Source organism: Verrucosispora sp. WMMD1129, from assembly GCF_029581255.1.
GTDB classification, from domain to species: Bacteria; Actinomycetota; Actinomycetes; order Mycobacteriales; family Micromonosporaceae; genus Micromonospora; species Micromonospora sediminimaris.
In genome coordinates this window covers 1838231-1852177 of record NZ_CP120741.1, presented here as the reverse complement: position 1 = coordinate 1852177, position 13947 = coordinate 1838231, and the positions used below count along the sequence as shown (strand labels likewise).

Here is a 13947-nt window from a genome sequence, read left to right as displayed (position 1 = left end):
AGCCAAGTTTCTCCGGGCATTGTCACAGGTGCGCCCCGGTCCGCGTCGAGCGCCTATCGTCGACCGTGACCATACGGTGTCCTAGGGCCGGTCTGGGCCATCCGACCGGCGTGCCGCTTTCGACCGTACGGCGTACGTGCGGCACGGTCGTCCTTCCCGGCAGCACGCGGCCACGCTGCCGGAGCGGACCGCTACGGTTGCCTGGTGCCACTGGTCGCCGCCGCCGTCTGCCCCCACCCGCCGCTGCTCATCCCCGAGATCGCCGGTGCCGCCGCGTCCGAGCTGGACGACCTGCGCACCGCCTGTGACACCGCCGTCGCCCGGCTGCTCGACTCGGAAGCGCGGACCGTCCTGGTGATCGGGGCCGGCGACCGCGGAGCCGACCTCGACGCTCCGTTCCGGGGCAGCTTCGCGCCGTGGGGGGTGCCGCTTGAGGTACGCCTCGGCGACCACCCCGACGGATTGGTGGGCAGCGACCATCTCCCGCTCAGCCTGCTGGTCGGCGCCTGGCTGCTCGGCCGGCGACCGCCGGCCAGGATCCGGGGCATGAGTTGGCGGATGACGACGGTCGGGGCCACCGACCCGGTCGAGACCTGCGCCGAACTCGGTGCCCGGCTCGGCCCGGACCAGCCGTGGGCGCTGCTGGTGATGGGGGACGGTTCGGCCTGCCGGGGTGAGAAGGCGCCCGGCTACGCCGATCCGCGCGCCGAGGCGTACGACGAAACGGTCGCGCGCGCCCTGGCCGACGCGGACGGCGACGCCCTGCTCGGTCTGGACCCCGCCCTGTCGACGCAGCTCAAGGTCGCGGGACGGGCGCCCTGGCAGGTGCTCGCCGGTGCCGCGCGAGCGGCGGGTGGTCGCTGGCGTGGCGAGTTGCGTTACCACGCCGCGCCCTACGGGGTGGGCTACCTCGTGGCGAACTGGGAGCGGCCGTGACCGCCCCGGGCACCGTGGTCGCGGTCGTCGGGCCGACGGCGGCCGGCAAGTCGGCGCTGAGCATCGCGCTGGCGCACGCGCTCGGCGGTGAGGTGGTCAACGCCGACTCGATGCAGCTCTACCGGGGCATGGATATCGGCACGGCCAAGCTCACCGTCGCCGAGCGTGACGGCGTACCGCATCACCTGCTCGACATCTGGGAGGTCACCGAGCCGGCCAGCGTCGCGGAGTACCAGCGGCTGGCCCGGGCGGCAGTCGACGACGTCCTCGCCCGGGGCCGGGTGCCGCTGCTGGTCGGTGGGTCCGGGCTGTACGTGCGGGCGGTGCTGGAACAGTTCGAGTTCCCCGGCACCGATCCGGCAGTGCGACAACGCTTGGAAGGCGAGTTGGCCGCGCTAGGGCCGGCCCCCCTGCACGCGCGACTGCGCGACGCCGACCCGGTCGCGGCGGCCGGCATCCTGCCCGGCAACGGCCGGCGCATCGTGCGCGCGCTGGAGGTGATCGAGCTGACCGGGGGGCCGTTCACCGCGGCGCTGCCGGAGCCGACGCCCTACTACCCGGCGGTGCAGATCGGCGTGGATCTGGACACCGCCCTGCTCGACGAGCGGATCGCGATGCGGGTCGACCGGATGTGGGCGGACGGGCTGGTCGCGGAGACCCGGAGACTGGTCGAGCGCGGCCTGCCGCACGGACGTACCGCGAGCCGGGCGCTCGGTTACCAGCAGGTGCTGCGTTTCCTGGGTGGGGAGCTGACCGAGACCGAGGCGTACGACGAGACGGTCCGGGCCACCCGCCGCTTCGTCCGCCGCCAGCGCTCCTGGTTCCGGCGCGATCCTCGGGTGCACTGGCTCGACTCGGCCGACCCGGGGCTGATCGGGGCCGCGATGCGGATCCTCGGTGCGGCTGCGCAATGATGGGAGCGTGGAGTTCACCAAGGGGCACGGCACCGGCAACGACTTCGTGATCCTGCCTGACCCGGACGGCGCGCTCGACCTGACGCCCGAACTGGTGGCGGCGATCTGCGATCGGCGGCGTGGTCTCGGCGGGGACGGCGTGCTGCGGGTGGTCCGTGCCGCGAAGCACACCGACGGCGCCGCCCTGGCTGGCGAGGCCGAGTGGTTCATGGACTACTGGAACTCCGACGGCTCCTTCGCCGAGATGTGCGGCAACGGTGCCCGGGTCTTCGTCCGGTACCTGCTGGCGAACGGGCTGGTCGTGCCGTCCGGCGAGGCACTGCCGGTGGTCACCCGGGCCGGCGTGGTGCGGGCCCGGGTCGAGGGCGACGTCATCGCCGTCGAGATGCAACGACCCCGGCTGTACGGTGCCTCCGCCGCCGCCCTGGGCGGACTGACCCTGCCCGGCACGGCGGTGGACGTCGGCAATCCCCACCTGGTCTGCTCGGTACCCGCCGGACTGGATCTGGCCGGGCTGGACCTGACCCGCGCCCCCGACATTGACCCGGCGGTCTTCCCCGCCGGGGTGAACGTCGAGTTCACCACCGCCGGCGCGCCGGTCTCCGGCGTCGACGCACACGTGCTGATGCGCGTCCACGAGCGTGGCTCCGCCGAGACGCTCTCCTGCGGCACCGGTGCCTGCGCCGTCGCCGCGGTGGCCCTGCGCGACGCCGACCGGGAGACCGGCACTGTCGCCGTGGACGTCCCCGGCGGCCGCCTCACGGTGACCGTCACCCCCGACTCCTGCTGGCTCTCCGGTCCCGCCCTCCTCGTCGCCACCGGCGAACTCACCCTCCCACCCCTGACTTAGCGTTGACCATGAGGTTGGCGGCGATCTCTTCAGCTGCCGTCGACCTCGTGATCAACCTGGGCGGTTGGGGTCCGGAGGTCCGTCAGGGGGTGGCGGAGGCGGAGGCGGCGATCTCGGGCAGGTCGGCCGGGCCGGGGTCGGCGGCGGGCGGTGGGGTGACTGTGGGGTTCTGGGCGGCGGCGCGTACGGCCGCGGCGACCGCCGGAGCCACCCGGGAGTCGAAGACGCTGGGCACGATGACCGTGGGGTTGATCTTTTCCTCGCCCACCACGTCCGCAATGGCCCGGGCGGCGGCGATCGCCATCTCCTCGGTGAATTCCTCGGCGTGCGCGTCGAGCATGCCGCGGAAGACGCCGGGGAAGGCGAGCACGTTGTTGATCTGGTTCGGCTGGTCGGAGCGGCCGGTGGCGACGACCGCGGCGTGCTTGCGCGCCTCCCGGGGGTCGACCTCCGGGTCCGGGTTCGCCAGCGCGAACACGATCGCGTCCTTCGCCATGGTGGCGATGTCGTCGCCGGTGAGCAGGTTCGGGGCACTCACCCCGATGAAGACGTCGGCGCCGGCGAGCGCACCGGGCAGGTCACCCGAGTAGCCGTCCCGGTTGGTGTTCTCGGCCAGCCACCGCCAGGCCGGGTTGAGATCGGTCTGCCCACGGTGCAGGGCGCCCTGCCGGTCGTACGCGATGATGTCGCCGACGCCCTGGCGCAGCAGCAGCTTCATGATCGCAGTGCCGGCGGCACCCGCGCCGGAGACGACCACCCGTACGTCCGCGAGATGCTTGCCCACCACGCGCAGCGCGTTGGTCAGCGCGGCCAGCACGCAGATGGCGGTGCCGTGCTGATCGTCGTGGAAGACCGGGATGTCCAGCGCCTCGCGCAACCGGGCCTCGATCTCGAAGCACCGCGGCGCGGCGATGTCCTCCAGGTTGATCCCGCCGTACGCGGGCGCGATGGCCTTGACGATGGCGACGATCTCGTCGGTGTCCTGCGTGTCGAGCACCACCGGCCAGGCGTCCACCCCGCCGAAGCGCTTGAACAGCGCCGCCTTGCCCTCCATCACCGGCAGCGAGGCTGCGGGACCGAGGTTGCCCAGCCCCAGCACGGCCGAGCCGTCGCTGACCACCGCCACCGTGTTGCGCTTGATGGTCAGCCGCCGGGCGTCCGCCGGGTTGTCGGCGATCGCCTGGCAGACCCGGGCCACCCCGGGGGTGTACGCGCGCGACAGCTCGTCCCGGTTCCGCAGGGCGACCTTCGGACTCACCTCGATCTTGCCGCCGAGGTGCAGCAGGAAGGTACGGTCGGAAACCTTGCGCACGTCCACGCCGTCGAGCGCGCTCAGCGCGTCGACCACCTGGTCGGCGTGACCGGCGTCGGCGGTGTCGCAGGTCAGGTCGACGATCACGTTCGTCGGATCGGAGTCGACCACGTCCAGCGCGGTGACGATCGCCCCGGCCTCACCCACCGACGTGGTGAGCCGGCCGATCGAGGAGGCGTCGGCGGGCACGGCGATCCGGATCGTGATCGAGAATCCGGCACTGGGCAGTCGGGTCGTGGCCACGCAGGTCCCTCCGTCGGCGCTGAACGGCTCGTCCGCATTTCTACTCGCCCGCCCCGGGCAGCCGGCAGCCGCCCCTGCTCTCGCCGATCGGCGGGCGGGCATATACCAGGTGCAGCGGGCGTTGACACATGTCAGGATTACTCGGTACGTGCACAGAACGGACAGGAGAGATAGCTTGCGAGACCAGGAGACCTACGTTTCCATCCCCGACGACGAGCTCGACGCCACCACCGGCGAGTACGAGCTCTCCGAACGGCAGGCGCTACGACGGGTCCCCGGTCTCTCCACCGAGCTGACCGACGTCACCGAGGTCGAGTACCGACAGCTCCGGCTGGAGCGGGTGGTTCTGGTCGGCGTCTGGACCGAGGGCACCCAGGTCGACGCGGAGAACTCCCTCACCGAACTGGCCGCGCTGGCGGAGACCGCCGGCTCGCAGGTGCTCGAAGGGCTCATCCAGCGACGCAACCGTCCCGACCCGGCGACCTACATCGGTCGCGGCAAGGTCGACGACCTCGGTTCGGTGGTGCTCTCCGCCGGCGCCGACACGGTGATCTGCGACGGTGAGCTGTCCCCGTCCCAACTGCGTAACCTGGAGCAGCGCACCAAGGTCAAGGTGGTCGACCGCACCGCGCTGATCCTCGACATCTTCGCCCAGCACGCCAAGAGCAAGGAAGGCCGGGCGCAGGTCGAGCTGGCCCAGCTGGAATACCTCCTGCCTCGGCTGCGTGGCTGGGGTGAGACGTTGTCCCGGCAGACCGGTGGGTCGGGCCGGGGCGGCGGTGCCGGCGGCGGCGTCGGCGTCCGCGGCCCCGGTGAGACCAAGCTGGAGACCGACCGACGGCGCATCCGCCACCGCATCGCCCGGCTCCGCCGGGAGATCAAGGCCATGCGGACGGTACGCGAGACCAAGCGCGCCCGCCGCACCCGCAACGCGGTGCCCGCGGTGGCGATCGCCGGCTACACGAACGCCGGAAAGTCCAGCCTGCTGAATCGCCTGACCGGGGCGGGCGTGCTGGTGGAGGACGCCCTGTTCGCCACGCTCGATCCGACCACCCGCCGGTCCACCACGTCCGACGGACGGGTCTACACCCTGAGCGACACCGTGGGCTTCGTCCGGCACCTGCCGCACCAGATCGTCGAAGCGTTCCGGTCGACGTTGGAGGAGGTCGCCGAGGCGGATCTGGTGGTGCACGTGGTCGACGGCGCCCACCCCGACCCGGAGGAGCAGGTCCGGGCCGTCCGCGAGGTGCTCGGCGAGGTCGGTGCCGATCGGTTGCCTGAGCTGCTGGTGGTCAACAAGATCGACGCGGCCGACGAGGAGACCCTGCTCCGACTCAAGCGGCTCTGGCCCGAGGCGGTCTTCGTCTCCGCGCATCGCGGTCGCGGCATCGACGGACTGCGCGAGGCGATCGAGCGGCGGCTGCCCCGCCCGGCGGTCGAAATGCGCGTGGTGCTGCCGTACGACCGGGGTGACCTGGTGGCCCGGCTGCACCGGCAGGGCGAGGTGCTCAGCACCGCCCACCTGCCCGAAGGGACGATGCTGCACGTACGGGTCAACGAGGCGCTGGCAGCCGAATTGGTGCCGTACGCCGACACGGCGCAGGCGGCCGGTATCACGCGGTAATTGTCGGTGGTGGCCGCACCGCCGCGTCACCCGACGGAAACCTGCGGCATGCGACACTTCTTTCATGCTCCGCACTGTTTCCTCCGTCACGGTTGCCCTCGGCCTGGTCGGGGCCACCGTGACGGTCGCCGGTGCCGCGCTCGCCGCGCCCGGCCCGACACCCGCCAAGGCAGCATCTCCCGTGCTGGCGGCCCCCCCGGCCGCCGTGGTGGGGCCGCCGGTCACGGCGGCGGGCAAGAAGCAGTGCTCGGTCACCGACTCCCGGCTGCGTGAGCTGTCCGGCCTGGTGGCGACGAAGAACGGCTACGTCGTCATCAACGACAGCACCGAGCAGAACGACCGTAAGCAGGTCTTCTATCTCAACAAGGACTGCCAGGTCGTTCGCGAGGTCCCCTACTCCGGCGCAGGTCCTTTCGACACCGAGGATCTCGCCGTCTCACCGGACGGCAAGACGCTGTGGATCGCCGACACCGGCGACAACGTGACAAGCCGCGAGCGCCGTGAGCGGGTGGCGGTCTGGAGCATGCCGATCGGTGGTGGCAGCCAACCGAAGCTGCATCGGCTGTCGTACCCGGACGGCAAGCCGCGCGATGCCGAGGCGCTGCTGATCGGCGACGACAAGCTGCCGCTGATCATCACCAAGGTCACCGCCGGCAAGGCCGAGATCTTCACCCCGGATGGGCCGCTCAAGACCGGTGACACCCAGCCCGTCCCGATGAAGAAGCTCGGCGACATCGAACTGCCGAGGACGGACACCGAGAATCCGCTGAGCACCTTCGGACGAGTCGCGATCACCGGCGCGGCCCGCTCCCTGGACGGCTCGCGGGTGGTCCTGCGCACCTACGCCGACGCCTTCGAGTACGACGTCTCCAACGGCGACATTGTCGCCGCCCTCACCACGGCCACCCCCCGGGTCACCGCCCTCGCCGACCCCTTCGGCGAGGCGATCGCCTACTCGACCGACGGGAAGACCTTCCTGACCGTCTCCGACGCCGGCCACCTGGAGGAGGACGACCCCGTCAACATCCTCAGCTACACCCCGTCCAAAGAGGGGCCGAAGGCCCTGGCGGATGATCCCGACGCGGCGCAGAAGTCCGGGCAGTCGTTCCTCGACGGGCTGACCCCGACCGACATCATGTACCTGATCGCCGCGGTCGGCGTGCTCGGAGCCCTGCTGGTCGGCGCGGGCATCTTCGGAATCCTGCGCGCCCGCAAGCGCCCGGCGCCGGCCGGCAGGAACCGCGACGGCGACGACGACGCCGCGAAGCGTAAGGGCGACGGTTTCGGCCCCGCCCAGGACCGGGGCCGTGGCGGAGTGTACGGCGGGGCAGCGGCCGGTGGCGTCTACGGGGGCTCGCCGGCTGGCGAGCGGCCCGGCGGTGGCGCGCGCCCGGGCGGCGTCTACGGCGGCGGTGGCCGACCGGCCGCCGGCAACGGTGCTCGGCCGGGGCAGGGCGGCGGAGGCGTCTACGGCGGCGGCCGGCCCGGCGGTGAAGGTGCTCCGGTCTACGGCGGGAGGCCGGGAGGCGGTCGAGCGTCCGGCGGTGGCGGACGCCCCGGCGGCGGTGTCTACGGAGGCGGTGGCGCGCGCGGCGGCGGACAGCCCGGCGGGGGAGGGCGCGCGGAACCACCCCGGCGTGGTGGCCCGGCTGAGCCCGACTACCGGGGACGACGCTCCGGGCGCTACCGGGAGGACGACAACGGGCCGTACGGGCAGGTGCGCGGCGGCAACTACGGCTACCGGGGCGACCGGTACTGACCGGTACCGGCCTCGGGCCAGTACCGGTCGTGGATCGTCGAGTCAGATGCGGCGTAGCACCGCGACCACCCGGCCCATGATGGTGGCGTCGTCGCCGGGGATCGGGTCGAAGGCCGGATTTTGCGGCATCAGCCAGACGTGACCGTCACGTCGGCGGTAGGTCTTCACCGTCGCCTCGCCGTCCAGCATGGCGGCGACGATCTCGCCGGAGTCCGCGGTCGGCTGCTGGCGGACGACCACCCAGTCGCCGTCGCAGATCGCCGCGTCGAGCATCGAGTCGCCCTTGACCTGGAGCATGAAGACCTCACCTTCGCCGACCAGCTCGCGCGGCAGCGGGAAGACGTCCTCCATCGACTGCTCGGCGAGGATCGGCCCACCGGCGGCGATGCGGCCGAGCATCGGAACATAGGCCGGGGTGGGCCGCTGGGAGCGGGTCAGCTCGTCGTCGACGTCGTTCGGGGAGCGGACGTCGACCGCCCGGGGCCGGTTGGGGTCGCGGCGGAGGAAACCTTTCTTCTCCAGCTCCTTGAGCTGGTAGGCGACGCTGGACGGGGAGACCAGCCCGACCGCCTCACCGATCTCGCGCACGCTCGGCGGGTAGCCGTGACGTTCCACCCAGGTGCGGATGAAATCCAGGATGCGTCGCTGCCGGGCGGTCAGGTCGACCGTCGCCGGGTCGGGAAAGCTGCTGACCACCGGCGTCACCGGGCGCACGGCCGGCTGGCCGGAGCGGGCACGGGCGACACTCCGGCGTCGGGCGGCCGGGGGGCCCGCCTCGACGCTCTGCTGCGGGCTCTGTGGCCGGTTGGCCCGGTCCTCGGTCACGTCCGTCCTCCCTGGTCGGCGCTGAGTGCCTCGGCGGCTCGTGGTGCGCACGGTGATCTAATGACCGGTGGGTCGACCATGGTCACCTCCGGTTGTTCATGACCGTATAGGTGAGATCGGTCTTTTTCAAACATCTGTACGACCTTCCGCCGCGTGTCGATGCGGAAAATCAGCACGGCCGTGGCTCCGTACTGATAAATAGTACGGGTGTTCGAGTAGGTGTGAATTGTCGATGCTCGTGAAGGGCTGGCGGTAACCGGCGTGGCCCAGTCCGCGTTGGGTTCTCCGGTTGCGGAGAGCGGGTGGTGCGGGTGGGGTTTCGGGTGACGCGCCGGACACGCCGACCAACTTGACCCCGGATCGTCGGCGGCCTACGGTCGACCCCTAGATGTAGTAGTCACATGGGCGTAAGTTGCCTACAGGTTGGGTTCGACTACCGACCGCACTCCCGTACCGCCGAGCCGGCGACCATCCTGCGGGGATGGCTCCGGCTTACCGAGGCGTGCCCGGAGGGCGGGGCGGTCGGGCCCGTGGTCGATCGAGGAGGTCGGGCGATGCGGTGTCCGTACTGCCGGCACGCCGACTCCCGGGTGGTCGACTCGCGCGAGGCCGACGACGGCCAGCTGATCCGGCGGCGGCGATCCTGCCCCGAGTGCGGCAAGCGGTTCACCACCGTCGAGGAGGCGGTGCTCGCCGTGGTCAAGCGCAGCGGCGTGACCGAGCCGTTCAGCCGGACGAAGATCATCGGCGGGGTGCGCAAGGCGTGCCAGGGCCGGCCGGTCGACGAGGACTCGATCGCGCTGCTGGCGCAGCGGGTCGAGGAGACCGTCCGGGCCAAGGGAGCAGCCGAGATCCCCAGCCACGACGTGGGGCTGGCCATCCTGGGCCCGCTGCGGGACCTGGACGAGGTCGCCTACCTGCGGTTCGCCAGCGTCTACCGGTCGTTCGACTCGCTCGCCGACTTCGAGCGGGAGATCGAGACGCTACGGGCCGCCGCGCGTGCCCGAGAGGCTGCCGGCGCCGAGCCGGCCAGCGCGCAGTGATTTTTCAGCAGTAGCAGTGACAGTCGGATCGCGCGGCGGACCCGCGCGGACGAGGGGGCGGATGAGATGCCGGGGGACGGTGTGACAACAAGCAGGTCACGAAGCAAGGCAGGCGCGGGGCTCAAGGTCGAGCGGGTCTGGACGACCCCCGGGGTGCACCCGTACGACGAGGTCGCCTGGGAGCGCCGGGACGTCGTGATGACGAACTGGCGGGACGGCTCGATCAACTTCGAGCAGCGGGGGGTGGAGTACCCGGAGAGTTGGAGCGTCAACGCGGCCAACATCGTGACCACCAAGTACTTCCGGGGCGCGGTGGGGACCCCGGAACGCGAGTGGTCGCTCAAGCAGTTGATCGACCGGGTGGTGACCACCTACCGCACCGCAGGTGAGGAGTACGGCTACTTCGCCTCCCCGGCCGACGCCGAGGTCTTCGCGCACGAGCTGACCTGGATGCTGCTGCACCAGGTGTTCAGCTTCAACTCCCCGGTCTGGTTCAACGTCGGCACCCCCTCACCCCAGCAGGTCAGCGCCTGCCTGCCGTACGACTCGCTGGTCAGCACCCCCGGCGGGCTGGTGCCGATCGGCAAGCTTGTCGAAGAGGGTGCCGTCGGCGCCAAGGTCTACGACGGCACCGGCCTAACCAGCATCGTCGCCGTCAAGGCGAACGGGGTGCGCGACGTCCTCCGACTGCACACCAAGGCGGGCTACACGCTCGATGTCACGCCGGACCACGTGGTGTGGAAGAGCACGGGCAGCGGCACCGGTGAATGGGTCGAGGCCGGCACCCTCAACCCGGGCGACAAGCTCGAATGGCACCGCACCTACGCCTACGGCGAAAGTGAACTGGAGCTGCGCGAGGTCCGCGAGGCTGCGTTGGCCGGCTGGTTGCAGTCGGACGGCTTCGTCGGCCAGTACGCCGAGGGCACCAACCGGTCGCTGACGATCGAGGCGATGACCGTCAACGACGACGAACTGGACTGGGTCACCACCACCCTCGACGAGGTGTTCCCTGGCGCGCACCGCAAGGAGCGCTCGGTGACCACCCAGGACCAGAACCTCGACTGCCGGCGTATCCGCCTCTACGGCGAGCACCTTCGCCCGTTCGTGGAGAGGTGGGACCTGCTGACCCGGGGTACCGACATGCGGGTGCCGCAGCGGCTGTTCACCGCGCCGTTGCCGGTCGTCGCCGGGTACCTGCGCAGCATCTTTCAGGCCGAGGGCTACGTCTCGGCGCGCGAGCGGTCCACGCTCGTCGCGGCGGACATGATCTCGGAGGAGCTGATCCGGGGCGTGCAGAGCCTGTTGCTGCGCTTCGGGATCTTCTCCCGGGTGTCTTTCAAGGCCGATTCGCGCCCGGATCGCAAGGGCGTGTGGACGGTCCGCATCCAGAACGACGGCGACCGGGACCTTTTCGCCACCCACATCGGGTTCGTCGGCGCGGAGAAGATGGCCAAGCTCGAAGCGGGCTTCGCCAAGCCGGGCCGGCCCGCTGCGGACGTCAAGCGGCTGGAGATTGACCGCATCGAGCCGATCGGGTCGATGGAGGTCTACGACATCCAGACCGAGAGCGGCGAGTTTCTGGCCGGCAACCTGCGGGTGCACAACTGCTTCATCCTCGCCGTCGACGACTCGATGGATTCGATCCTCGACTGGTACAAAGAGGAAGGGCTGATCTTCAAGGGTGGCTCCGGTTCCGGGGTCAACCTGTCCCGGATCCGCTCCTCCCGGGAGTTGCTGTCCTCCGGCGGCACCGCCTCCGGTCCGGTCAGCTTCATGCGCGGCGCCGACGCCAGCGCCGGCACCATCAAGTCCGGTGGCGCCACCCGACGCGCGGCCAAGATGGTCATCCTCGACGTCGACCACCCCGACATCGAAGAGTTCGTGGTCACCAAGGCGCGCGAGGAAGACAAGATCCGCGCGCTGCGCGACGCCGGGTTCGACATGGACCTGGGCGGTTCCGACATCGTCAGCGTTCAGTATCAGAACGCCAACAACTCGGTCCGGGTTTCCGACGAGTTCATGTCGGCGGTGGAGGGCGGCAGCGGTTTCGACCTGCGCGGCCGGCTCGACGGCTCGGTGATCGACACCATCGACGCGAAGAAGCTGTTCCGCACCATCTCCCAGGCCGCCTGGGAGTGCGCCGACCCCGGCCTTCAGTACGACGACACCATCAACGACTGGCACACCTGCCCGGAGACCGGCCGAATCACCGCGTCGAACCCGTGCTCGGAGTACCTGCACCTGGACAACTCCTCGTGCAACCTGGCCTCGCTGAACCTCATGAAGTTCCTCCGCGCCGACGGCGGCTTCGAGGTGGAGAAGTTCGTCAGGTCGGTCGAGCTGGTCATCACCGCGATGGACATCTCGATCTGCTTCGCCGACTTCCCGACCCAGAAGATCGGTGAGACCACCCGGGCGTACCGGCAGCTCGGCATCGGCTACGCCAATCTGGGCGCCCTGCTGATGGCCTCCGGCCTGCCGTACGACTCGGACCAGGGGCGTTCGCTCTCCGCTGCGATCACCTCGCTGATGACCGGCACGGCGTACCGCCGCTCGGCCGAACTGGCCGGCATCGTCGGCGCGTACGACGGCTACGTCCGCAACGCGGAGCCGCACAAGCGGGTGATGCGCAAGCACGCCGCGGCCAACGACGAGATCAAGCCGTCTGGCACGGTGGCCACCGCGCTGGTCCGCGAGGCCACCAAGCAGTGGACCCTCGGCAACAAGATCGGTGAGAAGAACGGCTGGCGCAACTCCCAGGCCAGCGTGCTCGCGCCGACCGGCACCATCGGCCTGATGATGGACTGCGACACCACCGGAGTGGAGCCGGACCTGGCGCTTGTCAAGTTCAAGAAGCTGGTCGGCGGCGGCTCGATGCAGATCGTCAACCAGACCGTGCCGCGCGCCCTGCGCTCCCTCGGCTACCCGGAGGAGCAGGTCGAGGCGATCGTCGAGCACATCGCCGACCAGGGTCACGTGGTGGACGCCCCCGGCCTCAAGCCGGAGCACTACCCGGTCTTCGACTGCGCGATGGGCGAGCGCTCCATCGCGCCGATGGGCCACGTGCGGATGATGGCGGCGGTTCAGCCGTTCATCTCCGGCGCCATCTCCAAGACGGTCAACATGCCGGAGCAGGCCACCGTCGAGGACGTCGAGAAGATCTACTTCGAGGGCTGGAAGCTCGGCCTCAAGGCGCTGGCGATCTACCGGGACAACTGCAAGGTCGGCCAGCCGCTGTCGGCGGCGAAGAAGAAGGCCGCCGAGCCGGAGGCGACCTCCACCACTGTCGAGCCGGTGGTGGAGAAGGTCGTCGAGTACCGCCCGGTGCGCAAGCGGCTGCCGAAGAAGCGCCCGTCGGAGACCATCTCCTTCTCCGTGGGCGGGGCCGAGGGCTACCTCACCGCCTCGTCGTACCCGGACGACGGCCTCGGCGAGGTCTTCCTCAAGATGTCGAAGCAGGGTTCCACCCTGGCCGGCGTGATGGACGCCTTCTCGGTGGCCATCTCCATCGGCCTGCAGTACGGCGTGCCGCTGGAGACGTTCGTCAGCAAGTTCACGAACATGCGCTTCGAGCCGGCCGGTATGACCGACGACCCGGACGTGCGGATGGCCGCCTCGGTGATGGACTACATCTTCCGTCGCCTGGCGTTGGACTTCCTGCCCTACGAGCGCCGCGCCGAACTGGGCATCTTCACCGCCAAGGAGCGGGCCGCCCAGCTCGCCGCCGAGGCCGAGGCCGAGGCGAACGGCGCGGACCTGACCGCGATGGCTGCCTCCGCCCCGGTGGAGGCCAAGCCGGAGGAGCCGAAGGCCGGAGCGGTCGCCCAGCCAGCCCAGGAACTCGCCGACGTCGCCGCGGTCAAGCCGGCACCGCCGGTCGGTTCCAGCACCGAGCTGCTGGAGGCCGTGATCGGCAAGGCCGCCGACGCGCCGCTCTGCTTCACCTGCGGTACGAAGATGCGCCCGGCCGGTAGCTGCTACGTCTGCGAGGGCTGCGGCTCCACAAGCGGCTGCAGCTGACCCAAGCACGCAACGAGCCCCGGGCGGTGGATCGCCCGGGGCTCGTTCGTCTCTTGCGATCTTGGACCGAAGCCGCCGTTCCAGGGGCACTTTCGTACCAAGATTGGCTGCACGTGCGCGAAGCCGGCTTGTTCGGCGTACTGCATGACGTAGGTCTTCACACAGCCGGTGACGGCGGTCAGCGCCCGGGAGAGCCGGACCTGCCAGGTGCCGAGGCTCGCCGCCTCGGCGTCGGTCAATTCGGCAATCGACGTGACGTGCCGGCGGGGTACGAGCACCAGCCAGCCGGGTAGCCGGCTGTCGAACGCGTGCACCACCCGCCACTGCTCGTCTGCGTCGACGCGTTCCCGGGGCGGCAGTGTGTCGAATCGCTCCTCGTTGCGGCACACATAGCAGTCCATCCCGCGACCGTATCGAGCGA

General features: G+C 70.5%; 9 protein-coding genes and 3 pseudogenes. 9 read left to right on the top strand and 3 right to left on the bottom strand.

Annotated elements, in window-relative coordinates; translation table 11 throughout:
* Window positions 1-204 precede the first annotated feature (204 nt).
* Genes O7624_RS08430 through dapF form a run of 3 tightly spaced genes read left to right on the top strand, consistent with a single transcriptional unit; the run spans window position 205 to window position 2700 of the window.
* Complete coding sequence (locus O7624_RS08430) at window positions 205-936, top strand: class III extradiol dioxygenase subunit B-like domain-containing protein (RefSeq protein ID WP_282239601.1); 732 nt, start codon at window positions 205-207, stop codon at window positions 934-936.
* The gene (gene miaA / locus O7624_RS08425) at window positions 933-1850 is read left to right on the top strand and encodes a tRNA (adenosine(37)-N6)-dimethylallyltransferase MiaA (RefSeq protein WP_282239600.1); all 918 of its coding nucleotides are present in this window, start codon (window positions 933-935) and stop codon (window positions 1848-1850) included. Before O7624_RS08430 ends, miaA begins: the two co-directional genes overlap by 4 nt.
* A gap of 7 nt (window positions 1851-1857) precedes the next feature.
* Window positions 1858-2700, top strand: a complete 843-nt coding sequence (dapF, locus tag O7624_RS08420; RefSeq protein WP_282239599.1) for a diaminopimelate epimerase — start codon at window positions 1858-1860, stop codon at window positions 2698-2700.
* Window positions 2701-2782: 82 nt separating this feature from the next.
* Here the strand turns inward: dapF and O7624_RS08415 are convergent, their stop codons facing one another.
* Window positions 2783-4255, bottom strand: a complete 1473-nt coding sequence (locus tag O7624_RS08415) for an NAD-dependent malic enzyme (RefSeq protein WP_282239598.1) — start codon at window positions 4253-4255, stop codon at window positions 2783-2785.
* A gap of 175 nt (window positions 4256-4430) precedes the next feature.
* On the opposite strand from O7624_RS08415, the gene hflX reads away from it, so the two are divergent.
* Window positions 4431-5879, top strand: coding sequence for a GTPase HflX (hflX, locus tag O7624_RS08410; RefSeq protein WP_282239597.1), 1449 nt, complete (start codon window positions 4431-4433; stop codon window positions 5877-5879).
* 64 nt (window positions 5880-5943) lie between these two features.
* A complete protein-coding gene (locus O7624_RS08405; RefSeq protein WP_282239596.1) occupies window positions 5944-7638 on the top strand; it encodes a hypothetical protein in 1695 nt (564 codons plus the stop codon).
* Between the two features lie 42 nt (window positions 7639-7680).
* On the opposite strand, the gene lexA is transcribed toward O7624_RS08405, so the two are convergent.
* Entirely contained in the window at window positions 7681-8463 is a 783-nt protein-coding gene (gene lexA / locus O7624_RS08400; RefSeq protein WP_093410259.1) for a transcriptional repressor LexA, read from the bottom strand.
* Between the two features lie 554 nt (window positions 8464-9017).
* Here lexA and nrdR point away from each other — a divergent pair.
* From nrdR to O7624_RS30635, 4 genes and pseudogenes are all read left to right on the top strand, one after another.
* On the top strand, window positions 9018-9506 hold the full coding sequence (nrdR, locus tag O7624_RS08395; RefSeq protein WP_093410262.1) for a transcriptional regulator NrdR: 489 nt from the start codon (window positions 9018-9020) through the stop codon (window positions 9504-9506).
* A 66-nt stretch (window positions 9507-9572) separates the two neighbouring features.
* Window positions 9573-10040 (top strand): annotated as a pseudogene (locus O7624_RS30645) (vitamin B12-dependent ribonucleotide reductase); the annotation flags it as partial.
* Window positions 10041-10922, top strand: a pseudogene (locus O7624_RS30640) (LAGLIDADG family homing endonuclease); the annotation flags it as partial. It abuts the pseudogene before it with no gap.
* A 189-nt stretch (window positions 10923-11111) separates the two neighbouring features.
* Window positions 11112-13526, top strand: a pseudogene (locus O7624_RS30635) (vitamin B12-dependent ribonucleotide reductase); the annotation flags it as partial.
* Here the strand turns inward: O7624_RS30635 and O7624_RS08385 are convergent.
* Window positions 13484-13927 (bottom strand): HIT family protein, encoded by a 444-nt coding sequence (locus O7624_RS08385; RefSeq protein WP_282239594.1) that lies wholly within the window; start codon window positions 13925-13927, stop codon window positions 13484-13486. The pseudogene O7624_RS30635 and the gene O7624_RS08385 overlap by 43 nt on opposite strands.
* Window positions 13928-13947 lie beyond the last annotated feature (20 nt).

Bases quoted from the DNA above. Each gene is read 5' to 3' on its own strand.
- O7624_RS08405 (WP_282239596.1), top strand. From the start codon at position 5,944: ATGCTCCGCACTGTTTCCTCCGTCACGGTTGCCCTCGGCCTGGTCGGG.
- nrdR (WP_093410262.1), top strand. From the start codon at position 9,018: ATGCGGTGTCCGTACTGCCGGCACGCCGACTCCCGGGTGGTCGACTCG.
- O7624_RS08385 (WP_282239594.1), bottom strand. From the start codon at position 13,927: ATGGACTGCTATGTGTGCCGCAACGAGGAGCGATTCGACACACTGCCG.